This window comes from Xanthomonas sp. NCPPB 3442 (assembly GCF_056725145.1).
On sequence record NZ_CM161514.1, the window covers coordinates 4,100,967 to 4,126,163 of the forward strand.

Below are 25,197 nucleotides of genomic sequence, written 5' to 3' on the forward strand. Positions count from 1 at the left end.
TCAAGAGTCATTCTCATTTGCCAGGCGGGATGTTTAAATCGCTCCTTGATTTTCGATTGACCACACCAATCGAACGGATGGTGTGTCGCTGCCCTCAGCTGCGGTGACTGCTACAAGCATCGACCGCAGCACTCGATCGACCCAATGGCTCAGCGCGTGCTCGACTCCACCCGCGCCCAGCCGGCGTCATCGACCTGATCCAGGGTGTTCAAGGCACCAAGGTTTTCTTCCAACTGTGTGACCCGGCTCGCGCCTAGGATCACGCTGGACACATGTGGATTGCGCAGGCACCAGGCGATGGCCAACTGCGCCGGCGACTGGCCAAGCTCGGCCGCCACCGCGCAGAACGCGCGGGCGCGCTCCAGCCGGCGCGCTTCCGGCGCGCCCAGCACTTCGTCCTGCAACCATTGGTTGCCCGGCTGGCCCAGACGGCTGTCGGCCTCCACGCCCGCGTTGTACTTGCCGGTCAGCAGGCCCGAGGCCAGCGGCGACCAGATCGTGGTGCCCAGCCCGTTCTCGCACAGTGGCGCGTATTCGCGCTCCAGCCGCTCGCGATGCAGCAGGTTGTATTGCGGCTGTTCCATCGCCGGCGCATGCAGATGTTCGCGTTCGGCAATCGCGATGGCCTCGCGCAACTGCGCGGCGCTCCATTCGGATGTGCCCCAGTACAGCACCTTGCCCTGGCGGATCAGCGCATCCATGGCGCGTACGGTTTCCTGGACCGGGGTGTCCGGATCGGGCCGATGGCAGTAATAGAGGTCCAGGTACTCCACGCGCAGGCGCTTGAGCGCGGCGTGGCAGGCATCGGTGACATGCTTGCGCGAGAGCCCGCGCTGGGTCGGCCGCGGGCTGTCGACCGCACCGAAAAATACCTTGCTCGACACGCAAAAGCCATCGCGCGGCAAACGCAGATCGGCGATCACATCGCCCATCACTTCCTCGGCGCGGCCGCGCGCGTAGACCTCGGCGTTATCGAAAAAATTGATGCCGTTGTCCCAGGCGGCGGCAATCAGATTGCGCGCTTCGCTGCGCCCGATCTGTTTGCCGAAGGTGACCCAGGCCCCGAACGACAAGGCCGATAGCTGCAGCCCGGTGGAACCCAGACGACGGTAAAGCATGGCGAACTCCCGCAACCTCCAGGGCACCTGCCCTGGACCGGCGTGCGCAGTGTAGGCCGTGGCGTCGGGCAGGCACAGCGCGCGGCGTGTGCGGCGCCGTGCATCGACCTGTTCCCGGCTCGACTGCGTGTTCGCAGCACCGCCTGCACTGCGCATGCATCGTGATCGACGCTTTTGTCGGTGTTGGTCTGCCGTTGGTGGTTATCTGCACCGAATGCTTCGGCTTGCATGGGCGTTTCCACGCCTACATGCGCAATGCGTCACCATCAATCCACACGTGACAGACGCGAGACCTTGCTGCAGCGACTGCTTGCCGATCAACAGGCAATCGCCGGCGTGTGGCGTCGCAACCAGGGTGGGGCCATTGGTGGCATGCATGCGCCAACCAGCCGCATGCACGGATTGACGGCGTGCCCCGACACCGGATGCGGCACCGTGCCTGGAGACACCAGCGCATGACGCCGGCGGACATGCGTGCAACGGTCAGCAGCACTCGCGCACAAACGCCAACTGTCCCAGGCCATCTGCGCCAAAGACACCGCGCCCGATGAAGCGGATGCAGCAACGACAGCCGTAGCAGTCGCAGCAGTAGATCCAATCACGCGCCTCAGCCACTCCAGGCTGCGCGGCAGTTTCCCGAACGCTGACGCATGACGGTGAACACCGCATCCGGGCGGGCGCCACGACCGCCACCAGCCGCGCCGCCACGCGATGGACACCGCCCACCTCGCCCATGCGAACTCCCGACTTTGCGCAAGCACGGTCCCACAGCGCGCCAGCGTGGGCCTGCCGGTGCCCGCCGCCTCTCGTCTGTGGGCCGACCGAGGCCATCTGAATGCCCCTCGCCTTGCCCCCTGTCACCCCCTGCTCTAGGCTTCCCGTTTTGCCGTCAGCAGCCCGGGGATTGGAATGGTCGAAGGTTTGGAAAGGATCGGTTTCGGCCTGTTCGGTCTGGCAGTGCTCATCGGCATCACCTGGCTGTTTTCGAGCAACCGCCGCGCGATCGACTGGAAGCTGGTCGCCACCGGTCTGGCCCTGCAGATCTCGTTCGCCGCACTGGTGTTGCTGGTGCCGGGCGGGCGCGACGTGTTCGACGCGCTGGGCAAGGGCTTCGTCAAGGTGCTGAGTTTCGTCAATGAAGGGTCCACCTTCATTTTCGGCAACCTGATGAACATCGACAGCTACGGCTTCATCTTTGCGTTCCAGGTGCTGCCCACCATCATCTTCTTCTCGGCGCTGATGGGCGTGCTTTATCACCTGGGCGTGATGCAGATGGTGGTGCGTGCGATGGCGTGGGCGATCACCAAGGTGATGCGCGTTTCCGGTGCGGAAACCACCAGCGTGTGCGCCAGCGTGTTCATCGGCCAGACCGAAGCGCCGCTGACCGTGCGCCCGTATATCCCGAAGATGACCCAGTCCGAGCTGCTGACGATGATGATCGGCGGCATGGCGCATATCGCCGGTGGCGTGCTGGCTGCATACGTCGGCATGCTCGGCGGCAGCGATCCGGCGCAACAGGCGTTCTATGCCAAGCACCTGCTGGCCGCCAGCATCATGGCCGCGCCCGCCACGCTGGTGGTCGCCAAGCTGCTGGTGCCGGAAACCGGCACCCCGCTGACCCGCGGCACCGTCAAGATGGAAGTGGAAAAAACCACCAGCAATGTCATCGATGCGGCCGCGGCCGGTGCCGGCGACGGCCTGCGCCTGGCGCTGAATATCGGCGCGATGCTGCTGGCCTTCATCGCGCTGATCGCGCTGATCAACGCACCGCTGACCTGGCTGGGCGAGGTCACCGGCGCCGCCGCGCTGCTGGGCCGCCCGACCAACCTGTCGACGATCTTCGGCTACGTGCTGGCGCCGATCGCCTGGGTGATCGGTACCCCGTGGGTGGATGCGACCACGGTCGGGTCGTTGATCGGCCAGAAGGTGGTGATCAACGAGTTCGTCGCTTACAGCGAGTTGTCGCGCATCGTCAAGGGCGAAGTGCCGGGCGTAGGCCTGAGCGCAGAAGGTCGCCTGATCGCCACCTACGCGCTGTGCGGCTTCGCCAATTTCAGCTCGATCGCGATCCAGATCGGCGGGATCGGCGGGCTGGCGCCGGAACGTCGTCACGATCTGGCCAAGTTCGGCCTGCGTGCGGTGCTCGGCGGTTCGATCGCCACCTTCATGACCGCTACCATTGCCGGTGTGCTGTCGCATTTCGGTTGAGGCGGTGCGGGTTCATCGGCGTGACGGTCTAATCACTGCACGCCGCGTTTCATCCAGTCTTTCAAGTCAGTCATTCAAGGCAAGGTATTTATGAGTTCGGTCGTCGTTGTCGGGTCCTTCAATGTCGATCACGTGTGGCGCTGCGATGCCTTGCCGGTGCCGGGCGCGACCATCGCCGGGCGCTACAGCACCGGCCCGGGCGGCAAGGGCTTCAATCAGGCGGTTGCGGCCGCACGCGCTGGCGCCAAGACGCATTTCTTGTGCGCGCTGGGCGACGACGCAGGTGGTGCGCTGGCACGCTCGCTGGCCGCGCAGGACGGCTTTTCGCTGATCGCCGAGCCCAGCAATGAACCGACCGGCACCGGCGGCATCTATGTCGACGGCCACGGCCGCAACACCATCGTGATCGGCGCCGGCGCCAACGCCGTGTTGAGCCCCGCCTTCATCGAGAACCAACGCCCGCTGGTGGCTGCGGCAAAGGTGTTGCTGGCGCAGCTGGAATCCCCGGCCGAGACGATCGAGTCCGCACTGGCGCTGGCGCACGAATGTGGCGTGCTGACCGTGCTCAATGCCGCGCCGGCCAATGCACCGACCTCGATTGGCCTGCTCAAGCTCTCGGATGTGCTGACGCCCAACGAAACCGAATTCGCCGCACTGCTCGGTCGCCATGTCGGCGAGCGCATCAATGCCGACGACGTCGCCGCGCTGGACGGCAATACGTTGCATTCGTTGTGCCGCAAGCTGCTGCCGGGCGGTACCGTAGTGGTGACCCTGGGCGCGGTGGGCGCCTTCATTTCGCACGCCGAAGAACAGCTGCGCGGCGATAGCCAGGCGCATTACCGCGTGGGCGCGGAAAGCGCGCAGACCATCGACACCACCGGCGCGGGCGATGCCTTCAACGGTGCGCTGGTTGCCTCGCTGGCGCAGGTGCCGGCTGCGAGCTTCGCAACCCACGTGCGCTTTGCCACCCGTTATGCGGCGCGCTCCACCGAGGTGGAAGGTGCGGCGGTGTCGATGCCGCGGCTGCGCGCGGACGACTGAGACCACGGTTCACTGCCATTGGCGTGCGCCACGCGCGCATGCCCTCGACACCGCACCCACGCAGGCGCCCAGGTTTTTTCCAGGAATGCGCGTGCATGTCCCGCGCCCAATGACGATCGCGACAAGCGGTTGGCCGCGTCGCTGCGCATCGCGCCGAACGATGTGACGCTGCAACGAGCGCATGTCTGCTTTCGCCACGCTGCGCACGCTCTGCTGCCAACGTCACACCACCGGCTGCGCCATCGCGACGCCACGTGACCCAGCGCTGTTTTGGGTGCTCGAAAAACGAAAGCGCATCGCATAAAGCGTGCTGATCGGCTGCACGCGCTAGCGCGCTATCTGCGCTTGCCTACTATCGCCGCACCACCGGGCGTACCACGACCATTGCCTGTTGTCATGCGAGGACGCTCCTGGCGGCGCGGCTTACCGAGATGCGTCTGCATCGTCGACTGGCGCATTACCGCCTCACGCAATGGCAGTGACGCGGTATGCCTGGCCCTGCCCCCCAAGCTCAACGGAACTACCGATGATCCTGCGTCGATCGCGCACGCCATTCCTGCTGCCCTGCGTCCTACTTCCCTGCCTGCTCAGCTCCTGTGGCGGCGACGCCGCCGATGCCGGCACCGCTGCGACCCCATCGCCGGCGGCGACGGTCACCGTGAGCGCCCCGCGCGCCATGGCGCCAACCTCTACGCAGGCGTCCACGGCAACGGCGAGCGCCAGCACCGACCCGGCATTCCGGCGCAGCCTCGCGCCCGATAAGCCGATGTTCGTGATCCATGCCGACACCTGGAACGCCGCCGATCCGCAGAAGATCATCGACCTGATTCCTGCAGACCTGCGCCCCTACACGGTTCTGCTGATCTCGCTCTCGATCAGTCACAAAGGCGCCACCGACAATCAGTGCAACTGGAACCAGGTGGCGAACGGGATCGAGACGGCACGCTCGTGGATCAAGACAGCTGCGGCCAACGGTGTCTGGGCGATGGTGCAACCGTCCAGCGGCGGCTTCAGCCACTTCCCCGACTATCCCAACGGCACCGATCTGGAATCGACGGTCTACGGTGAGTTCTTCCGCGACTACCCGAACTTCCTCGGTTTCAACTACGCCGAGCAGTTCTGGGGATTCGACGAAGCCTGCTCGGTCTCGGCAGCGCAGCGCTGGGAGCACTGGGCCAACCTGCTCAAGCTGACCAACAAGTACGGCGGCTATCTGGCGGTGAGCTTCACCGGCGGCTTCTGGGGCGCAAACATCAACCCGCTGGCAATGGTCAAGCGCAACGAGGCCTTACGCACCGCCCTGGGCAGCTATGCCAAGAATTTCATCATCCAAGAAAAGTTCACGATGAACTACGGCTACCACGACATCGAAAGCGTCAGCCTGGGCATGTTTCTGTCGGGATTTGCGGGCCATTACGGCATCCGTCCTGACAGCAGCGGCTGGTACGCCGCCGATGGCAGCGCCTATCCTCTGGCCGCGGGCGCCCCGCATCTGATCGAGCACCTGACGCTGACCGGCGAAACCTATTTCGATGGCCCGGAACTGATCTGGACCGATACCGTTCAAAGCCTGCCAAACGGGACCACCGCCGACGGCTACAACACGCGGCGCTGGCAGTTCTTCCCGCAGTTCAAAAACATCCATATGGATGTCTACCGCAAGATTCTCGACGGCACCTTGCACATCCTCGATCGCCAGCAGGTGATCGACCGCACCAAGCTGGTAGTGGTCGACGACACCACCAGCGGCAACGATCAGAGTCTGTATGCATCGCCGGAAACGCTGTTCTCCGGCCTGTATCTGATGGACGACGACGGCACCTATCTCAACCAGCACAGCTGGTACAAGAAGACCGGGCGCTACCCCGCCATCCCGACCGTATGGCAGTTGAGCGATGACCTTGCAAAGTCCTTCCCCGTACAGGTCAAGCGCAGCGCGTACGCCACCCGCTGGCCCTCCATCGCCGCCAAGACCCAGGAACTGAATGCCTTGTTCCCGCAGGAATCCACCGGCGATCTCTATGTGGCACGTCAAGACAACACCTGGGTCACCTACAACCCCTACAAGACCAACAAGACCGCCAGCGGCGGGTTCAACCTCAAGTACAACAGTTGCGCCGCGCTCAACATGACCTACGGCCCCTACACGACGGGCGTGGTCAAGGAGTTCGCCGACGCGGTGTCGGTCTACCTGACCAATTTCGATTCGGAAACCGGCCCGCTCAAGACCGACACCATCACCATCCGCGGCGCCAGCGCCACGCCGACCTATACCTTTGCCGATCGCGGCGAGCACCAGGCCAGTACCGTCACCGCCACGCCCAGCGGCGATGGCCTGACCTTGAACGTCGCCCACAACGGGCCGCTGGACATCACCATCCAGTGCTCCGGCTCGGCCACCGGACGCGCTAGCGCCGCGGCGGTCACACCACTGCAGGCACCGGCCGCGCCACCCGCCTATACCGGCGTGCGGCAATACGAAGCGGAGAACTTCGACTTCCTGCGCATCGGCAGCCTTGTCGCCAATGGCGTCTCCGGCGCAGTGCACAACTACCAGGGGCTGGGCTATGTCGACTTCGGCGGCAACCCCGGCGCGCGTTTGCGGACCACCATCAACGTGCCGCAGGCGGGAAGCTATACGCTGGCCACGCGCTATTCCGCACCGGGCACAAGCGTCGGTAGCGTAGACCTGTACGTCAATGGCGTGCGTGTCGGCACCCCGGCCTTCGCCCAGACCAGTTCGGCCAGCGACTGGGCCAGCAGTCCGCTGACGGCAACCTTGCGTGCCGGCAACAACATCGTCGAATACCGCGCCAGTGCAGGCACCCAGGCCAAGCTGTACCTGGATAATCTGGCCGTCTGGCAGTAGGCGATACCACAGCGGCGGTGCCGGCCATGCCGGCCCGCCTGCTGCCGGCCCGGCCGCCGCAGGATTGGCAGCACGAAGGGCCGTCACCGCTGAAGTTACACTAGCGCCATGCAGATCGGCCCCTACTCCATCGCTCCCAAGGTGATCCTCGCGCCCATGGCGGGCGTCACCGACAAACCGTTCCGGCTGCTGTGCAAGCGGCTGGGCGCGGGCCTGGCGGTGTCGGAAATGACCATTTCCGACCCGCGCTTCTGGGGCACGCGCAAATCGCTGCACCGCATGGACCATGCCGGCGAGCCGGACCCGATCAGCGTGCAGATCGCCGGCACCGAGCCGCAGCAACTGGCCGAGGCGGCGCGCTACAACGTCGACCACGGTGCGCAGTTGATCGACATCAACATGGGCTGCCCGGCCAAGAAGGTCTGCAACGCGTGGGCCGGCTCGGCGCTGATGCGCGACGAAGACCTGGTGGCACGCATCCTGACCGCGGTGGTACAGGCAGTGAACGTGCCGGTGACGTTGAAGATCCGCACCGGTTGGGATTGCGACCACCGCAACGGCCCGACGATCGCGCGGATCGCGCAGGACTGCGGCATCGCCGCGCTCGCCGTACACGGGCGCACCCGCGACCAGCATTACACCGGCAGCGCCGAGTACGCGACGATTGCGCAGATCAAGGCCGCGCTGCAGATCCCGGTGGTTGCCAATGGCGATATCGACTCGCCGCAGAAAGCCGCTCAGGTGCTGCGCGAGACCGGCGCCGATGCCGTGATGATCGGCCGCGCCGCACAAGGCCGCCCGTGGATCTTCGGCGAAGTGGCACATTTTTTGTCCACCGGCGAGGTATTGCCGCCGCCGTCGTTGGCGTTCGTGCGCGATACCTTGCTCGGCCACCTGGAAGCGCTGCACGCGTTTTATGGCCAACCGCAGGGCGTGCGCATCGCACGCAAGCATCTGGGTTGGTATGCCAAGGACCACCCGCAAAGCGCCGACTTCCGGGCGGTGGTCAATCGCGCCGAAACGCCCGAAGCCCAGTTGGCCCTGACGCGTGATTACTTCGATGCCTTGATCGCCGGCGTGCCGCCCGCACTATCGGACGCTGCCTGAGTTTTCCTGCCTTGCTGGAGCCGCACGCATGAGCGCACCGAGCGACACCCCCACCTATCTGCACGGCTTTTCCGCCACCGAACAGGCGCGTCTGCTCAAACAGGCGCGCTTGCTGGAAACCACGCTGTTCAATCAGATCGACTACAGCGGCGCGCGGCGCCTGCTGGAAGTGGGCAGCGGCGTCGGCGCGCAGACTGAAATCCTGTTGCGCCGTTTTCCCGAACTGCATGTCACCGGCGTGGATCTGAGCGAGGCGCAGCTGGGCGCGGCGCGGGCAAATCTCGAACGGCTGGCGTGGTGCCGCGCGCGCTACACACTGCAGCAGGCCGATGCGAGCGATTTGCCGTTCGAGGCGCGTCAGTTCGATGCGGCGTTTCTGTGCTGGGTGCTCGAACACGTGCCCTCGCCTGCGCGCGTGCTCAACGAAGTGCGGCGCGTGCTGCTGCCCGGCTCGCCGGTGTACGTGACCGAGGTGATGAATGCTTCGTTCCTGCTGCATCCGTATTCGCCCAACCTGTGGCGCTACTGGATGGCATTCAACGATTTCCAGCACGACCAGGGCGGCGACCCGTTCGTCGGTGCCAAGCTGGGCAACCTGCTGCTGGCCGGGGGCTTTCGCGACGTGCACACGCAGATCAAGACGCTGCATCTGGACAACCGCGAACCGGGCCGGCGCAAGACCATGATCGGGTTCTGGGAAGAAGTGCTGCTCTCGGCGGCCGATCAATTGCTGCAGGCCGGCGCGGTCGAGGCCGCCACCGTGGATGGCATGCACCGTGAGCTGGCGCAGGTGCACAGCGACCCGGACGCCGTGTTCTTCTATTCGTTCGTGCAGGCGCGCGCCACGGTTTATTGAGTTGCCGATGCGGGCGCGACGACCGGAGCGCCGACAGCTTCCAGGTCGCCGGTCAGCACGGTGCTGCGGGGCTCGTGCCAGATGCGGTGCCACATCTGCCCCAGCACTGCACCGATCTGGTCGCGTGCCACCGGCGCACGATATGCCGCCTGCACCTGCCGCGGCACGATCGGCTGCCACGTCCCGTTGTCGCGATGGGCCACCACGAAGTTGAAGTTGTAGTCCGGCTCCAGGCCCATGCGCAGGTCGCTGAGCATCAGGTCATCGTCGACCAGGCGCGCGCGCATGAAGCCGCGATTGAACCAGGTCAGCCGACGCACCGAATCGAACCTGGCCACTTCGCCCAACGCCTGGGTGTTGCTGGAAAACCCACGGAAGTGCATCGGGCCGGTGTCGGCCACGAGAGAGCGCTCGCCGATGACATAGCCGTTGGGCGTCATCGCCACCACGCGCCACAGCAAGGTGTTGAGCGGCATCGGCACCGAGAACCGCCGCGCATCGGCCAGGCCCATCGCCGCCAGCGCACGATCGGCCTGGCGGTCGACCAGTTGCTTGGCAATCAATGACCAGCCCAGATACGCGGTGCTCGCCACCAACCCGATCACCAGCACGTGTTGCGCAAACGGGCGCGCGCGCGCAAACCAGGCCACCACGCAGGCGAGCAACAGCCACACCGTGTATGCCGGGTCGATGATGAACACGCTCGACCACATCGTCGGATGCGGCTGCAACGGCCACCACAGCTGGGTGCCGTAGACGGTGAACGCATCCAGCAGCGGATGCGTGATCAAGGCCAGCTGGATCGCCCAGAACCAGCGCGTGGGTGCGCTGGCCACGCGTCCATTGCCGTAGCGGCGGAACAGCCACCAGATCAACCAACCCACCAGCGGCAGCACGAACAACGAATGGCTGACGCTGCGGTGCACGGTCATCAGGGTGACCGGGTCGTCGGTGAGCGGCAGCAATGCCAGCGAGTCGAGGTCGGGCAAGGTGCCCAGTGCCGCGCCGGCCAACAAGGCGGCACGCCGCTGTCCGGGCGGCGCGATGGCGGCAGCGATGGCGCCGCCGAGAACGATCTGGGTCAATGAATCCATCGGCCGATGCTAGCAGGCCGGACATGCACGGATCGGGATGTTTGAGGCGGGGTGCGGCCGGCCGGCACCGTTGCGTCACCGGGCAGTTAATCGTCACGGGCAACGCACAGGCGCGTGCGCCCGGGCGGCGGACCGACGTCGGCTTAACCCCAAACCGATCCATTCAGGCGCACAATGCAACCGACACACGGGGCGTGTATCATCCGCACCCATCTTTTCATCCGAATCAAGGGATATAAGCCTGATGTCCAGCTACCTGTTCACCTCCGAATCGGTCTCCGAAGGCCATCCGGACAAGATCGCCGACCAGATCTCCGACGCAGTGCTGGACGCCATCCTGGCCCAGGACAAGCGCGCCCGCGTGGCTTGCGAGACGATGGTCAAGACCGGCGTTGCGATCGTGGCCGGCGAAGTGACCACCAGTGCCTGGATCGATCTGGAAGCGCTGACCCGCAAGGTCATCCTGGACATCGGCTACAACAGCTCCGACGTCGGCTTCGACGGCGAGACCTGTGGCGTGCTCAACCTGATCGGCAAGCAGTCGCCGGACATCAACCAGGGCGTGGATCGCAAGAATCCCGAGCAGCAGGGTGCGGGCGACCAGGGCCTGATGTTCGGCTATGCCACCAACGAAACCGACAGCTTTATGCCGGCGGCGATCCACCTCTCGCACCGCCTGGTCGAGCAGCAGGCCAAGATCCGCAAGAAGAAGAACTCGGCGCTGTCGTGGCTGCGTCCAGACGCCAAGTCGCAGGTCACCCTGCGCTATGAAGATGGCGTGGCGACGGCGATCGATGCAGTGGTGCTGTCGACCCAGCACGACCCGGGCGTGAAGCAGAAGGACCTGATTGAAGCGGTGCGCGAGGAAATCCTCAAGCCGGTGCTGCCGGCCAAGTGGCTGCACAAGGGCACCAAGTTCCACATCAACCCGACCGGCAAGTTCGTGATCGGCGGCCCGGTGGGCGATTGCGGCCTGACCGGCCGCAAGATCATCGTCGACACCTACGGCGGCTGGGCGCGTCACGGTGGTGGTGCGTTCTCCGGCAAGGATCCGTCCAAGGTGGACCGTTCGGCTGCCTATGCCGCGCGTTATGTCGCCAAGAACGTGGTGGCCGCCGGTCTGGCCGACCGTTGCGAAGTGCAGGTCTCCTATGCCATCGGCGTGGCCGAGCCGACCTCGATTTCGGTCACCACCTTCGGCACCGGCAAGATCGCCGACGAGCAGATCGAAAAGCTGATCCGCAAGCATTTCGACCTGCGTCCGTTCGGCATCATCCAGATGCTCGACCTGATCCACCCGATGTATCAGCAGACCGCATCTTACGGCCACTTCGGCCGCAAGCCGAAGGACTTCACCTACACCGACGGCACTGGCGCGCAGCACAGCGCGACCTCGTTCTCGTGGGAAAAGACCGACCGCGCCGACGCACTGCGTGCCGCCGCCAAGCTGAAATAATCGCCCCGCTTTTGCGAGAGCTAGGTAGACGCATAACGACTGGGCCGCTGATGCGGCCCAGTTGCGGTTTTGGGGTCGTCGGTGGGTTACCCACGCCAGGAAGTGGCAGGTTGCGAAGGCTTCGGCTAACGGCGGTCCCGCACGCGTACGGGCGTGACGAAATAGAGTCTCTTTCCCCGCATGAGAGAGATTGGGGTGAGGATAAGGGGCGAAGCCACTCACCTGCCGGATAGCACGTGGCTGCGCACGTGCCCTCATCCGCCCCTACGGGGCACCTTCTCCCGCCTTGCGGGAGAAGGGACAACGACGCCAACCGCCGCTCAAGCCCCTCTCCCCGCGGGAGAGGGGTTGGGGTGAGGGTACGGGGCGAAGCCACTCACCTGCCGGATAGCACGTGGCTGCGTACGCGCCCTCATCCGCCCCTACGGGGCACCTTCTCCCGCCTTGCGGGAGAAGGGACAACGACGCCGCCGCCGCTCAAGCCCCTCTCCCCGCGGGAGAGGGGTTGGGGTGAGGGTACGGGGCGAAGCCACATGCCATGTGGACCACCGCAGAACAGCGGTCGCGAACCTGTTGCTACCGATCGAGCTGTAACTGCTGTTCGAGCGCCATCGCAAAATCCGCCAATGGGCAGGCCATGCGTTGCTCCGGAGCGCACAAGCCCAGCGATAGTTCCTGCTGCAGCGGCGGATGGGCCAGATCCAGCGGTACCAGCGTGCGCAGTTGATCCAGCGATTGCGCCAGGTAACGGGCGCGCACGAGCTGGCGGCCGTCGCTCTCGCGCCAAAGGCCGAGCAGCAACGCGCCGCCCGGCGGTGGATCGTCGGCGCCGTAGCCGGGCAGATGAAAGTGCACGCCCAGCAAACTGCTCAACGCGGCGATATGCGTGTCACTGCCGACGAACACCGAGACCTTCGGCGCCTGCGCGTCACCGAAGCGTTGCAAGACCTCGCGCGCCAGCGGTGCGCCAGAACGCGAGGCCATGTAGTGCGGCCGTGCGTAAATATCGAACAGCAATGCATGCAGGCGTGAGACCTGGGCCAGGCGCTCGGGCGTCGCACGGCCCCAACCGACCTGCGACAGCGGCAGGCCTTCTGCGTATTGCAGCAGCAACACCTCGCCGGTGCCGGAGGTCAGGTCAATTGGCCCACCTAACTTGAGCCCGCGCCCGTTGGCCGACGGCGCCAGCGTCGAAGGCATCTGCGCGAACTCGCACGGCGTCCGCGTGCAGCCCAGAATCTGCTGCAATGCCTGCAGCTCGGCAGCATGGCCTTGCAGCAAGGCGGCAGGGCCTCCGGTCTGTTGCTGGATCGATGCGACCGCTGCCGCCGCATCGAACGGCACCGTGCCGGCCTCGATCGGTCGAAACAGCGGATCGTTGCTGCCAGCCTCCCGATGCCCGGCAAGAATGCCGCAGCCGGGTGCAAGCGCGTCGGCCAGCAGTGCGCCGCTATCGATGGTGCGTTGATCGGTATTGGCCCACACCGACACACTGCCGGTTACCGGGCAACCGTTGCTCGGCAACAACGCCTGCTGCACCAGCCACTGACGCAGGTACTCGCCACTCAAGCGCACGCCTTGGCGACCATGCGGAGTGAGCAGGCTGGCGGGCGTGGACCATTGCGGCCAGGGTTGGTCGGCATAGTGCGCGGCGGCGGCCTCGCCTTGCAGCGGTGCGCGCACGCCATGCCGGAACACCACCACCACGCGCTCCAATTGCGCGGCCTGCGTCGATGGCGGCGCTCCGGTGCCCACCTGTTTGCCGGCGGTGCCTGTCGCTTGATCGCCACCGTGCGCTGTGGAGCCGCGCGCGGTGGACACGCTCGGGATCGACGTGGTGCAGCCGCCCAACGCCAGCGCAGCCGTCAGTACCAGGCACAGCACGCTGCCGGTTGCCACTGGCGTGCTACGGGGCGTGCCAGACCTCGGTGCAATGCCGACGCACTGCCTGCGCCTGGCCTGCCGCGCAGGTGCCGCGATCCCCATCGCGGCACCTGCGCTCGCGACAACGCGGGCGGCCCATCGCGGCTCCCCACCGCTGGCCGACGGCGCGCGTTGCAATGCCCACTGCTCCGTTCCACCGCAGGCGCGTGCACGGCCTGCGCTATGCATCGCGTCCGTCATGACATCTGCATCCTGCTGCGCACCTGGAAGGTCGTCGGATGCGAATCGTGCGCGATCAGAACACATACTTGGCGGTCAACAGGCTGGTCATACCGGAATCGACGATGTCGGAAATCGCATCGGTGTCATGGCCAACGTGCGCCCAGTAGCTGTGCTGTTTGGTGAGGTTGGCCACCGACAGATCCACGCGCAGGTGATCGTTCGGTGCATAGCCCAGATGCAGGTCCACGCGGGTGATCGGCTTGATCCACAGGTTGTCCCAATTTGCGCCCTGGTTGAGATAGTCGTACACCGACACGTATTCGCCGGAGTAGTGATAGCTCAGGTTGACCGACCACGGCCCCTTTTCGTAGAACAGCTCCGCATTGGCGAGCAGGTTCGGCGCGTTCTGGATACGTTCGTGTGCGAAGCCTTCTTCTCCCAGGTCCACGCGCGTGGTCTGGCGGGTGATGTTGGCACCGATGCCGAAGCCGTCCAGCGGAGCGGGCAGGCCCTGGAAGGTTTGCCGCACGGCCGCTTCCATGCCCAGCACGCGACCGTCGCCACCGTTTTGAGGACGCACGAAGCGGATATTGCCGCTTTCGCTTTCGCCGGCATTGGCGGCATTCGAACCGCTTTCATAGATGTAATCGGTGAGGCGCTTGTAATAGCCGGCCAGCATGGCGTGGCCGCCGCTGTCGTTCTGCCATTCGCCCGACAGGTCTACGTTGAGCGACTTGATCGGTTTCAGATCCGGGTTGCCTTCGGTGATGGTGGTCTGGCCATCGCTGGAGATGTCGGTGGAGCGGCCGCCGCCCAGCTGCACGAAGGCCGGGCGCGTGTAGCTGGTCCACACCGAGCCGCGATACACCGCGCCATCGCCATCGGGCCGGTAATTGACGAACACGCTGGGCAAGGCGACGTTGTAGCGCGTGTGGTTGTTGGCGAATGCGCCGACCTGCTCGGCACCGTTGATGGCGGCCGGCTGCGCCCAGAACGTGTTGGTGATGGCGGTATGTTCGAAGCGCACGCCCGGCAGGATTTCCCAGTTGCCGGTGCGCAAGGTGGCCATTGCATAGGCGGCGCTCACCGCTTCGGTCGCGCGCATAGTGTTGCAGTTGAGATTGTTGATGGCCAACTGGCCGCAACTGTCGAAACTGGCAGGGGTGAGCGTGCGTGCGATCAGGTCGTTGAGCGCTGCATTGCTCAGGCGCACGGTGGGAAACGCGTATTGGCCTGGATAGACCGCATCATAGCGCTGCGCGATCAGGCCGGTATCGCGCAACAAGGTGCCGTCGGTGTACTTGGCATTGGTCCAATCGCGATCGGTGAAGCTGCGCGAGCTGTCGACATACTTCACGCCAAAGGCAATGCGGCTGAGCAGCCCCGCATCGAAGTCATAGGCCACGTCGAACTTGCCGCCGCCCTTGTCCTGGCCGCTGTATTGCTTGGAAATCTGCCCGGTGCGCCGTGCATACAGGCTACCCACGTCCGAGGCCTGCGCCTGCATGGCCGGGGTGAGCAAGGGAACCGGGAAACCGTCGCCGTCGTAGCTGATGAAACGGTTGGCGCCATAGGCAAAGTTGGTCGAACTGTACTGGTCGTTGCGCGCGGAGATTTCCACGTGATCCGGCCGGTCGTTATTGCCGGTGCCGTAGAAGATGTTGGGCGCGAACGTCCAATGGCCGAGCTGCTTTTCTGCGCCGAACTGCACGGTGGCAAGGTCGGCCTCTTCCGGGTTGGTTTCGTACCAGTAACGCACCGCAACGCGGTTGATCTGCGGCTGATACACGCCGCTGCTGCCGATTTGCGTGAAGCTGACATTGGCCGGCACGAACTGCGTGTAGCCGGTGTTCTGCTCGGTCTTGGCGAAGGCGTAGGTCATGCGTGCATACAGATGCAAACTGGGATCCACACGCCAGTCGAAGGCCGCGTTGCCGCCGTAGCGTCGGGTCTGCCCCTGCGAGTAGCCGATATTGACGCCGGTGCTCTGCAGGACCTCTTGCGGGTCGGCGCCTGCGGCCAGATTGCCGCTGGCGTCGGCACGTGCGAATTTCCATGCGCCATCGTTGCGTGCAGCCGAGGCAGAGGCCACTTCGCTGTTCACGAAATGGCGCTCGTCGTAATACGCACTGACCGACACACCGAACTGCCCGGCATCGCCGAAACGCGCATGCCAATCGCCGGCTGCGCCGCTGCCCAGCCCGGAATCGCCGTAGTCGCGTGCACGGCTTTCCAGGCGTCCACTCAAGGTCACGCTGCCGCCCTGGCGATCGGGCGAATCGAATGCGCTGGGCGTGCGGTAATCGATGGTGCCGCCGATCGCATCGCCGTCCATGTCGGCGGTGGAGGTCTTGTTCAACACGATGGTCTGCAGGCCCGACGGCGGCAGCAGGCTCAATTGCACGCCGCGGCTGTACGGCATGCCTTGCGCGACGTTGATGCCGTTGATCAGGTTGACGTTGTATTCGGCATTGAGGCCGCGCACCGATGAAAACATGCCTTCGCCGCGCGCGGCGCCGTCGATGCCGCCGAAATACGACTGCCCGGTATTGATCACGTTGACGCCCGGCATCAGGCCCAGCGCTTCGGCGACGTTGTGCACGGCAGTGGTCTTGAGATCGTCGGCCGACAACACGTTGACGGTATTGGTGGCGGCCATCTGCATGTCGGTCGCGTTATAGCGCGTGGCAGCGACAGTGACCTTGTCCAACGTGGCCATATCGCCCTGTGCGGGCGTGGTGGCCTGCGTCTCCTGGGCCGCGGCATGGCCGCACAGGGCGCACAACGACAAACACAGCGCCTGCGACAACCGCGAAGGACGCAACAGCGAGCAACGAACGATCATGATCCAATCCGATGAATGCAGCAGCGCGCCATGGACACGCGCCAAGGCTGCGCCGCCGCGAATGTGGGGAAGCGAGGCAGCCCGCGCAGGCGGAACTGCATCACACCTGCAAGCAGGCGCCGCGCATGGTGGTGATGCGGTATGTCAGTTTGGTGACCGTGGTTGCGAACATGACAAATGCGCGCAACGCATGCGCAAGTCGGCACAGTCATTGCCGTATGGAGGCAAACATTGTCGACGCTGTGCGCTGCCTGCCTGGCGCATGCATCCACCGACAGCAGGGCATGCGCGCCGGCGAGGCGATGCATGGACCCTGGATGCACGGGGCCAGGTGGTGGCGCAGACACACACCTCAATCATCTGACGGTTGCGCACGCGCCAACGGCAGGTGTGGCCGACTGCCTTCGGCCGCCCGCCAGCCTGCGATCGACACGCATTGCGATGGCATGCGAGGCAGTCCGCACCAGCGCGCGGTCAAGCGCTCCCCCCGCCCGTCACGCTGCGTCAGGTACGCAGGAAGATCTCCACCCGTCGATTGAGCTGCCGCCCGCCCGGATTGTCCTGGCCGTTGAGAGTATTGGGCGCCACCGGCTGCGATTCGCCATAGCCCTGCGCATTGGCCGACTGCGCGGCACCACGGGCGCGCAAGGCCGCCAGCACGGCATTGGCGCGTCGCTCGGACAGCGCCTGGTTGTAATCGTCGCTGCCCTTGGCATCGGTGTGCCCGCGCACCTGCATGTCTTTTGCCGTGACCTTGGTCAGTGCGGCGCCCAGGGTGTCGAGCACGCGCGCCGCGTCGGGGCGGATGTCGGACTTATCGAAGTCGAACAGGATGCGGTCGTTCAAGGTGATCAGGTAACCGCAGGGTGCGCCGGACGGTGCGAACTTTTGCAGCGGCGGGAAGCGGCCTGCTGGCGGCACTTTCGGTAGTGGCGGCATGCGCACTTCGCGCGGCGGCGTACCGACCGTGCCGGTGCCGTCGCCGTGGTTCTGCACCAGGCCATCGGGACCGTTCCAGGTGCCCGAGCCATCGGCGTTGATGGTGACCAGCCCGCGTGGCCCGTTCCAGGTGCCGCTGCCATCGCCGCGATTGTCGACAAGCCCGCTTTTTTCGCTGTTCCAGGTTCCGGCGCCCTTGCCGTCCAGACTGATCAAGCCGGCCGGGCCGTTGTAGGTGCCGCCACCATCGGACTGCACATCGATGAGCGCCCCACCGGACCCGCCTTCGCCGATCGCATTGATGGTACCGCTGCCGTCGGCATTGACGTTGACCAGCCCGCCCTCGAAGTTGGCGGTGCCACTGCCGTCGGCCTTGAGATCGAACAGACCGCCCTCGCCATTGCGCAACAGGTTGCCGTTGGCGTCGACGCTGGTGATGCCGGCATCGGTGATCAGGGCACCGCCATCGCCGCAGCGTGCCGGGGCGACGCTGACGCCTTGGATCGGGTCGAGAATGTCCTGCAGCGATGCTTCCAGTGCACGTTGCGCGGGAGTGACGCCGACGATCTCCGGCACCACGATGGTGGGGATGGCCGGAAATTCCGGTGCGGCCTGGTCGACGGCCGCTGCAGCGTTGGAGGTGCCTGCAGGCTGCATCGGCGCAGCACCCGTGGCACCGGCAGCAGTGGTTGCATCCTTTGGAGCTTCGCCACGCCCGCATCCGACCAACAACACCGGTACCCACAACATCGCCGACACCTTGCGCATCGCCTCTTCCCTGTTCGAGCCTGTACGAGACCCGCCTGATAGCACGGTCGCGGTCAACATGGCGCTAAGACCGGCAGCTTTCACGCTGCATGCCGGTGCCGCCAGTGGAGCACGCGAAACGGCAGCCGCCCCAACGGCAGGCTAGCGATCCGGCGCGTGCGAGGCCTGCTGCTCTGCCTGCAACTGCACATGCAGGATGCGACGAATTTCCAGAATGGCCTGCGGCGTTTCCTGCACGCTGTGCCAGGAGGTCACCACCAGCTCCGAGGCCGCGCCGTCCAGATGCGCGCTGCGATACGGCACCAGGCCGTCGTCGGAATCGGCCAGCGGCACCTGCGGTTTCTCGCGCCCGATGATGGTGTGGTACTGCACGTTTGGAGAGATCGGCAGATCCATCGTGGCACGCACGAACGGATCGGTGTCGCGCAGGTTGTCGATGCTGGTGGGCACCAACGCGCGGCCCTTGCGGCGGGGAGCGCCGCCCGGATCGTCGCGTTCGCTGTTGGCCAGGTCCTGCATCACATCGCCGAAGCGATCCAGCAACGCGCCCGGCAAACGGACCAGCTTGCTCACAAACCGCCCCAGCCCGCCCTCGGCCAACGGCGTACCGCGATGCGGCGCGGCGATGAAGATGGCGCGGTCCACTTGCGGCATCGGCGAAAAGTGCAGCAACGGCCACAATTTGGCGCGGATGCGCGCGCCGCGTTCGCCGTCCAGCCGGTAGTTCTGCAGCAGGGAATCCCACAATTGCTCGCCAGAGGACGACACCAGCAGCCGCCCGATCACCCCGCCCATGCTGTGCCCGACCAACACCATGTCGTGCGACGCGATCGCACTGCCGGACGGATCGAAGTGCTGCAGGCTGCGTTCCACCAGCGACTGGATTTCCGCACGGTTGATCGCCATCGGCGCGTTGGTCGGGTAATACACCTGCCAGATCTGGTAGCGCTGGCGCAGCGTTTCATCACCCATCACTTCATTGGCCACGTTGACCCAGGCCTCCGGGCTGCTGGCCAGACCGTGCAGCATCAGCAGCACGCGTCGGTTGGGATCATAGGGCTGCATCAGATACAGGTGCGGACGATCGATACCGCGTGCGCTGCCCAGCATCGACCGCAGCGACTGCTCCGCAAATCCGGATTTGGCCAGCCACAATCCATACGCAGCAGTGAAGTTGCCTGCCAGCGGCACGCGTTGGCCATGCAGCACCACTTCGTTCTGGCGATACGGGTCGTACGGCACCAAGGTGACCAGGTGGCTGCGCAACACCTCAGCAAGCGTCTCGCCCTCGAAACGCAGCAAGATCGTTGCCGGCGCGTACGGCATTTCGCTGAACGTCGGCAACGGGCGATCGGGCGCCGCACCCGCCGCGACGGCCTGCTGCAATGCCAGCCCGGCGGGGTCGCCAACCACTTGCGGGTCCACTTCCGCGACCAGCTCGGCGCCGAATCCATCGCGCCGGTAGGTGCTGCGCAGGCCATTGAAGCGCAGCGCCGAGGCGGCGAAGATCGCACGTGGCGTATTGCCGTCGCCCGGCAGCCGGTAGGCGGACAGATCGACGTCGAGCTGCCAGCGCCCGACCGTGGTGGATGCCGGAGTGGTTTCGCCGGCTTGCTGCGATCGTGCGAACAGGCGCTCCACCACCTGCTGCACGGCGTAATTGTAGTAATCGCGCACCTGCGACTGGCGATTCTCGAACGCCCGCGCACTGGGCGCACGCGCGGTGAAGAACAGGTACGCATACGCATGCCGCGCGGCCTCCAACCAGGCCTCCACCGCGGCATCGCTCATCGTGGTGGGGTTGCGCCCGCTCAGCGCGATGGCACGCGCGGTCCACAGTTCTGCCTGCGTGGCCAAGCGCCGCTCATCGCCGATACCGGCCTCGCTGGTGAGCTGCTACAGGCACGGCAGCGGCGCAGCGCGGCAGGCCTTGGGTTGCAGGCCGGCAACCTGCAAGGTTTCGCTGCCGGACTGACTCAATTCACCGGTGCTCAGCACATCGCCACGCGTTTGCGCGATGTAGTCGCCGCTGTTGCGCGACTGCACCGTCACCATGGCGCAGCCGCTCAACCACATAGTTGCCAGCACTCCCGCCAGGAATGCAGCGGCACGCGCTCGGGGCATGCGCGGCCTCATCGCGGCGTGGTCGCAGTTGTGCCTGGCGCCGGCGCCAGCGGCATGCCGGCACGGATGCGCGCAGAAAAATCCGTGGCCTTGTCGGCGGCGATCGCACGCGCGGTGAAATGCCCGCGCTGCTTCAAGGTGGCGAAGGGATAACCGGGCATCAGGCCGTGATGGTCGTAGGCGTATTGGTCGACATAGCCGGACAGCAGCAGGCGATGATCCAGCGGCAGTGTGGGCTGCAGTTGCCGCACCAGCGCGAACACAATGGTGGTGCAGTTGCTGGTAAGCGTGTTGTAGAACGCCGGCTTGCGATCGAGTTCGTTGGCCAGTTCCACATATCCCATGAACATGCGGCGCAGCCCGGCCTTGGGAATCGCCAGGCGATACAGGTACATGTCTTCGCCACGCACGTTGGTGCGCACGCGCAGAATGTCGCGTTCGTCGGCGGCGACCAGGGTTTCTTCGAAACTGCGAAAGAATCCGCCCAACGCGGAAAACGCTTCGCCACGTTCCTTGCGGATTTCCAGCGAGAACACCACGTGCGAACCATCGTCGAAGCCGAACGACACCAGCGTGTGCGCGATCGCCGGGCCCATCCAGTACGAGAGCGCAAGATCTGCGCTGACCAGGCGGTTCAGATCGTATTGGCGCGTCTCCCAACGCGGCACATAGTCGGTCTCGCTGCGCCAATCGAAGTTGCGCACGTTGTGCAGGGTGACGATGTCGCCGTGCACCTGCGGCTGCAGACGCTGGGCGACATCGTCGGCCCAGTCGCGGTCCTGGCTGGGCTGCATCAGCCACCACGACACCGCCAGCACCACGAACGCGGCACTGAAGATGCCCACCAGGGCCCAGTTCTCGCGGCCACGACGTACCCCCCACAACGCTGCCACCGCCATCGCACACCACGAGGCCACCCACCCGGCGCGTACGAGGGCGTTGCCGGTCAGTGCGTAATAAATCGCCAGGGCGCCCCATCCGGCGGCCAGCACCAGCGCAATGCGCAGGGCCCAGCGACCGATGCGGGCGCGTGTGGCCGGTGTCATCGCGTGCCGCCTTCGGGTACCCGCATGCCCAGCGCATGCATCAACAGATCGGCCGAGCGATGCGCAAGCCGTTTGCGTTCGGCCTCATCGTTACCGCGCAGACAGCTGCCCAGCATGTCGATCACCAACAGCACCTGTTCCTCGTCGACATCGGCGCGGCACAGCCCGGCGTCGCGGGCGCGATGGACGAACGGCAGGAAGATGCCGACCGCCCGCCGATCTGCCGCCTCCACCGCCGGATGCGCGCGTTCGATCGAGCGCCAGAAATCCACCAGCGGCGAAGACTGGGCGATGTGCTCGGCGACATCGTGCAGCAGCACCGCCAGGCCATCCGGACGGTCGGCGAGGTCGGCGGCAAGGCGCTCCAGCCCATCCAGGCCACGCGCCATCAATGCAGTCATCAGTGCCAGCCGGTCGGGGAAATTGCGATACAGCGTGGCGCGCCCCAGACCGGCGCGCTCCACCACCAGCTCCAGCGGGGCATTGACGCCGTGTTCGCTGAACACCTCGTCGGCGGCATCGAGAATCTGCCGGCGGCGCAGCGCGGCATCGGGGCGGGAGGTCATCATGCCGGCATTATCGGACAGATTTGTCCGGTTACGCCAGAGTCCGCTTGCCGTTTGTGCACGCTCCCCGACCAACGGCGTGTGTGCCGTTGGCTTGCGGTGGTCTGTTGCCTATCCGCCCCTGCAGCCGGCCATGCAATCAGCCGGTGTTCTGCACGCCCTGCGAGACGCCATTGACGCAGGCCACCAGCGCACGCAGCAGCGCTTCGTCTTCGCCATCGGTGGCGCGCCAGCGTTGCAGCAGATCCACCTGCAGCACGCTGATCGGGTCGATATAGGGATTGCGCAGACGGATCGACAACGCCAGCCGCGGGTCGTGCTGCAACAGCGACTGTTGTTGCAGCAGCGCCTTCACCCAGGCCTTGGTCAAGGCAAGTTCGTCGCGAATCAGCGGGAAAAACCGCGTGTGCAGGTCGCCGGACAAGCGCGAGAACAACTCGGCGATATTCAGGTCGCCCTTGGACAACACCATGGCGATGTCGTCCAGAAAGGTGCGGAAGAACGGCCAGTCCTGCGCCATTTCGCGCAAGGTGTCTTCATGCCCGGCATCCACCGCCGCCTGCAGGCCGCTGCCCACGCCGTACCAGCCGGGAATCACCGCACGCGCCTGGCTCCACGCAAACACCCAGGGAATCGCACGCAGGTTGGACAAGGCCGCGTCCTGGCCCAGCCGCCGCGACGGACGCGAGCCCAGCGTCATGCGCTCGATCACATCGATCGGCGTGGCCAGGCGGAAGTACTGCATGAACTCCGGCGCGCCGACGAAGGCGCGATACGCAACCGTGCTGCGTTCGGCCACCAGGTCCATCACCGGGCGCCAATGCGCCTCGCGCGGCTCGGGCGCACGCGGGCGCAGGCTCGAGAGCAGCACCGCGCCGGTCATCTGCTCCAGCGAGCGCAACGCCAGAGCGCGGATGCCGTACTTGCGGTGGATCACCTCGCCCTGCTCGGTGACGCGCAGGCGGCCATCCACGCTGCCGCGCGGTGCGGCATCCAGCGCGCGGCTGGTCTTGCCGCCGCCGCGCGCGATCGAGCCGCCACGGCCGTGGAAGAAGGTCAGCCGCACGCCCAATTCGGCGGCCGCTTCCAGCAACTCGACCTGCGCACGTTGCAGGCCCCAGCGCGAGGCGGCGATGCCGCCGTCCTTGCCACTGTCCGAATAGCCCAGCATCACCATTTGCGTATCGCCGCGCGCGGCCAGATGCTGGCGATACACCGGGTCGGCGAGCAGGTCCTGCACGGTGCCGGTGCCGCCGCGCAGATCGTCCACGGTTTCGAACAGCGGCACGATATCCAGCGGCACCGCGCCGGCATCGTCGACCAAGCCGCCACGCCGGGCCAGTGCCAGCACGGTCAACACGTCGGCGCGGTTATGCGCCATCGAGATGATGTAGCTGCCCAATGCATCGGCGCCATGGCGGGTGCGCGCATCGGCAAGCGCGGCGAATACCGCATCCAACCGTGCATTGCCTTCATCGTCCACGCGCGGCAAAGGTTCCTGCCCTGCGGCATACGGGCCGAGCACCGCAGCGCGCTGGGTGGCGTCCTGCGCATCCCAATCGGTCTGGCCCAAGGCATCGGCCACCGCGCGCGCATGCACGCTCGATTCCTGGCGCACGTCCAGCCGCGCCAGATGGAAACCGAAGCTGCGCACGCGCCACAGCAGACGCCGCACCGCGAACCACCCGGCATGCAGGCCCTTGTTGGCCTGCAGGCTGTCCAGGATCAATTGCAGGTCGTGCTCGAGCTCCGAAGGCGCGCTGTAAGCGCCCTCGGCATCGTCCAGTGTGGCCTGCAGGCGCGCGCGCATCAGGTCGTTGAGCAGGCGGTACGGCATGTCGCCATGGCGCGGGCGCGAACGCGCGGCAGCATCGGGGAGCAGCGCGCGGTAGCGCTCCAGCTGTGCGGTGAGTTCGGCGCTCACCTGCACCAGCGTGGTCGATTGACTGAGCAGGCTGGCCAACTGCCAGAGTTCTTTCTGATAGCGGTCCAGCACCGCGCGCCGCTGCGCGTCCAGCGTCCCGGCGATGGTCTTGGCATCCACATTGGGATTGCCGTCCATGTCGCCGCCCACCCAGGTGCCGAAGCGCAGCAAACGCGGCAATGCCGGCACGCTGCCGTAGGTTTCTTCGATGGCGTGTTCGAGCGTTTCGTACATTACCGGGATGACGCGATAGAGCACCTGGGTGAGGTAGAAGCCCACGTGCTCGCGCTCGTCGTCCACGGTGGGGCGCACCGGCGAGGAATCGGCAGTCTGCCACGACGCGGTCAGGGCCATGCGGAAGCGCGCGGCGTCGCTGGCGCGTTCGTTGGGCGTGCGCATGCCGTCCAGGTTGTCGACCAGGCTGGCGACCATCAGCTGTTCTTTTTCCAGCAGCGCGCGCCGCACCGCCTCGGTGGGATGCGCGGTGAACACCGGCTCCACATCGATGCGCGGCAACCATTGGCTGAGTTCGTCCAGGGTCACGCCCTGCGCCTTGAGGCGGCGCAATGCGTCATGCAGGCCATCGGGCTGCGGCGTATCGGTGCCGCTGCGCTGGTATTCGCGGCGGCGGCGGATGCGGTGCACGCGCTCGGCGATGTTGACCACCTGGAAATAGGTGCTGAACGCCCGGACCAACGCTTCGGCGTCACGCGGCTGCCGACCGGTGAGTTGTTCGCTCAGCGTGGAAGGTGGGGCATCGCTTTCGCGCCGCGAGATGGCGGTGGTGCGCACGCGTTCGATTTCATCGAGAAATTCCGCAGACACCTGCTCGGCGAGCAGATCACCCACCAGTGCACCCAGCCGACGCACATCGTCGCGCAAGGGAAGATCGGGGGTAGCGAACACAAGACTGCTGCGGTACTCGTTCATCGGAAACGCACACCCTCTTCAAGCGCAAAGTCGTCGAAGACTAACCCAAAAGGATTAGATGATCGCGACCGGCACGACGGTTTCAACACCAACCATCGTGTGCTGGCGCACGTGGCGATGAATCTCGTCGTGGCGCGCTCGCGCGCGATGGGGCGTTACCGGTAATGCCCCATCGCGGGCAGGCCCGCTCCTACAGGTGA

Annotated in this window: 14 protein-coding genes and 2 pseudogenes; 7 read left to right on the forward strand and 9 right to left on the reverse strand. The window is 65.6% G+C overall.

Going from position 1 to position 25,197, the window contains the following annotated elements; all coding sequences use genetic code 11:
* Window positions 1-149: 149 nt before the first annotated feature.
* Complete coding sequence (locus AC1POX_RS17835) at window positions 150-1,118, reverse strand: potassium channel beta subunit family protein (protein ID WP_372356436.1); 969 nt, start codon at window positions 1,116-1,118, stop codon at window positions 150-152.
* 909 nt (window positions 1,119-2,027) lie between these two features.
* Between AC1POX_RS17835 and AC1POX_RS17840 the strand changes: the two genes are divergently transcribed.
* The 5 genes from AC1POX_RS17840 (at window position 2,028) to AC1POX_RS17860 (ending at window position 9,199) form a co-directional block, all read left to right on the forward strand.
* A complete protein-coding gene (locus AC1POX_RS17840) occupies window positions 2,028-3,326 on the forward strand; it encodes a NupC/NupG family nucleoside CNT transporter (RefSeq protein ID WP_372356437.1) in 1,299 nt (432 codons plus the stop codon).
* A 90-nt stretch (window positions 3,327-3,416) separates the two neighbouring features.
* Window positions 3,417-4,367 (forward strand): ribokinase, encoded by a 951-nt coding sequence (locus AC1POX_RS17845; protein WP_008573562.1) that lies wholly within the window; start codon window positions 3,417-3,419, stop codon window positions 4,365-4,367.
* Window positions 4,368-4,893: 526 nt separating this feature from the next.
* Complete coding sequence (locus tag AC1POX_RS17850) at window positions 4,894-7,236, forward strand: glycoside hydrolase family 98 domain-containing protein (RefSeq protein WP_277574140.1); 2,343 nt, start codon at window positions 4,894-4,896, stop codon at window positions 7,234-7,236.
* A 108-nt stretch (window positions 7,237-7,344) separates the two neighbouring features.
* The gene (dusB, locus tag AC1POX_RS17855; RefSeq protein WP_008573556.1) at window positions 7,345-8,343 is read left to right on the forward strand and encodes a tRNA dihydrouridine synthase DusB; all 999 of its coding nucleotides are present in this window, start codon (window positions 7,345-7,347) and stop codon (window positions 8,341-8,343) included.
* Window positions 8,344-8,371: 28 nt separating this feature from the next.
* Window positions 8,372-9,199: a class I SAM-dependent methyltransferase gene (locus tag AC1POX_RS17860; RefSeq protein ID WP_065628434.1), complete on the forward strand. Its 828-nt coding sequence runs from the start codon at window positions 8,372-8,374 to the stop codon at window positions 9,197-9,199.
* On the opposite strand, the gene AC1POX_RS17865 is transcribed toward AC1POX_RS17860, so the two are convergent.
* Window positions 9,193-10,293 (reverse strand): metal-dependent hydrolase, encoded by a 1,101-nt coding sequence (locus tag AC1POX_RS17865; protein ID WP_014089414.1) that lies wholly within the window; start codon window positions 10,291-10,293, stop codon window positions 9,193-9,195. The two genes, AC1POX_RS17860 and AC1POX_RS17865, sit on opposite strands and share 7 nt — an antisense overlap.
* Window positions 10,294-10,537: 244 nt before the next feature.
* Between AC1POX_RS17865 and metK the strand changes: the two genes are divergently transcribed.
* Window positions 10,538-11,749, forward strand: coding sequence for a methionine adenosyltransferase (gene metK / locus AC1POX_RS17870; protein WP_005910819.1), 1,212 nt, complete (start codon window positions 10,538-10,540; stop codon window positions 11,747-11,749).
* A gap of 576 nt (window positions 11,750-12,325) precedes the next feature.
* On the opposite strand, the gene AC1POX_RS17875 is transcribed toward metK, so the two are convergent.
* On the reverse strand, window positions 12,326-13,939 hold the full coding sequence (locus AC1POX_RS17875) for a histidine-type phosphatase (protein WP_031421147.1): 1,614 nt from the start codon (window positions 13,937-13,939) through the stop codon (window positions 12,326-12,328).
* On the reverse strand, window positions 13,929-16,700 hold the full coding sequence (locus AC1POX_RS17880; RefSeq protein ID WP_127167635.1) for a TonB-dependent receptor: 2,772 nt from the start codon (window positions 16,698-16,700) through the stop codon (window positions 13,929-13,931). Before AC1POX_RS17880 ends, AC1POX_RS17875 begins: the two co-directional genes overlap by 11 nt.
* Between AC1POX_RS17880 and AC1POX_RS17885 the strand changes: the two are divergent.
* Window positions 16,699-17,064, forward strand: a pseudogene (locus tag AC1POX_RS17885) (hypothetical protein). The gene AC1POX_RS17880 and the pseudogene AC1POX_RS17885 sit on opposite strands and share 2 nt — an antisense overlap.
* Before the next feature lie 140 nt (window positions 17,065-17,204).
* Here AC1POX_RS17885 and AC1POX_RS17890 read toward each other — a convergent pair.
* The 5 genes and pseudogenes from AC1POX_RS17890 to ppc form a co-directional block, all read right to left on the reverse strand.
* Window positions 17,205-18,407 (reverse strand): OmpA family protein, encoded by a 1,203-nt coding sequence (locus AC1POX_RS17890; protein ID WP_481108588.1) that lies wholly within the window; start codon window positions 18,405-18,407, stop codon window positions 17,205-17,207.
* Window positions 18,408-18,548: 141 nt separating this feature from the next.
* Window positions 18,549-20,543: pseudogene (locus AC1POX_RS17895) on the reverse strand (esterase/lipase family protein).
* Window positions 20,540-21,577 carry a DUF4105 domain-containing protein gene (locus tag AC1POX_RS17900; RefSeq protein ID WP_057681865.1) on the reverse strand — a complete coding sequence of 346 codons (1,038 nt, stop codon included), beginning with the start codon at window positions 21,575-21,577 and terminating at the stop codon, window positions 20,540-20,542. The pseudogene AC1POX_RS17895 and the gene AC1POX_RS17900 overlap by 4 nt, the downstream one beginning before the upstream one ends.
* On the reverse strand, window positions 21,574-22,146 hold the full coding sequence (locus AC1POX_RS17905) for a TetR/AcrR family transcriptional regulator (protein ID WP_008573539.1): 573 nt from the start codon (window positions 22,144-22,146) through the stop codon (window positions 21,574-21,576). The genes AC1POX_RS17900 and AC1POX_RS17905 overlap by 4 nt, the downstream gene beginning before the upstream one ends.
* 136 nt (window positions 22,147-22,282) lie before the next feature.
* Complete coding sequence (gene ppc / locus AC1POX_RS17910; protein WP_011346444.1) at window positions 22,283-24,997, reverse strand: phosphoenolpyruvate carboxylase; 2,715 nt, start codon at window positions 24,995-24,997, stop codon at window positions 22,283-22,285.
* Between the last annotated feature and the right edge of the window lie 200 nt (window positions 24,998-25,197).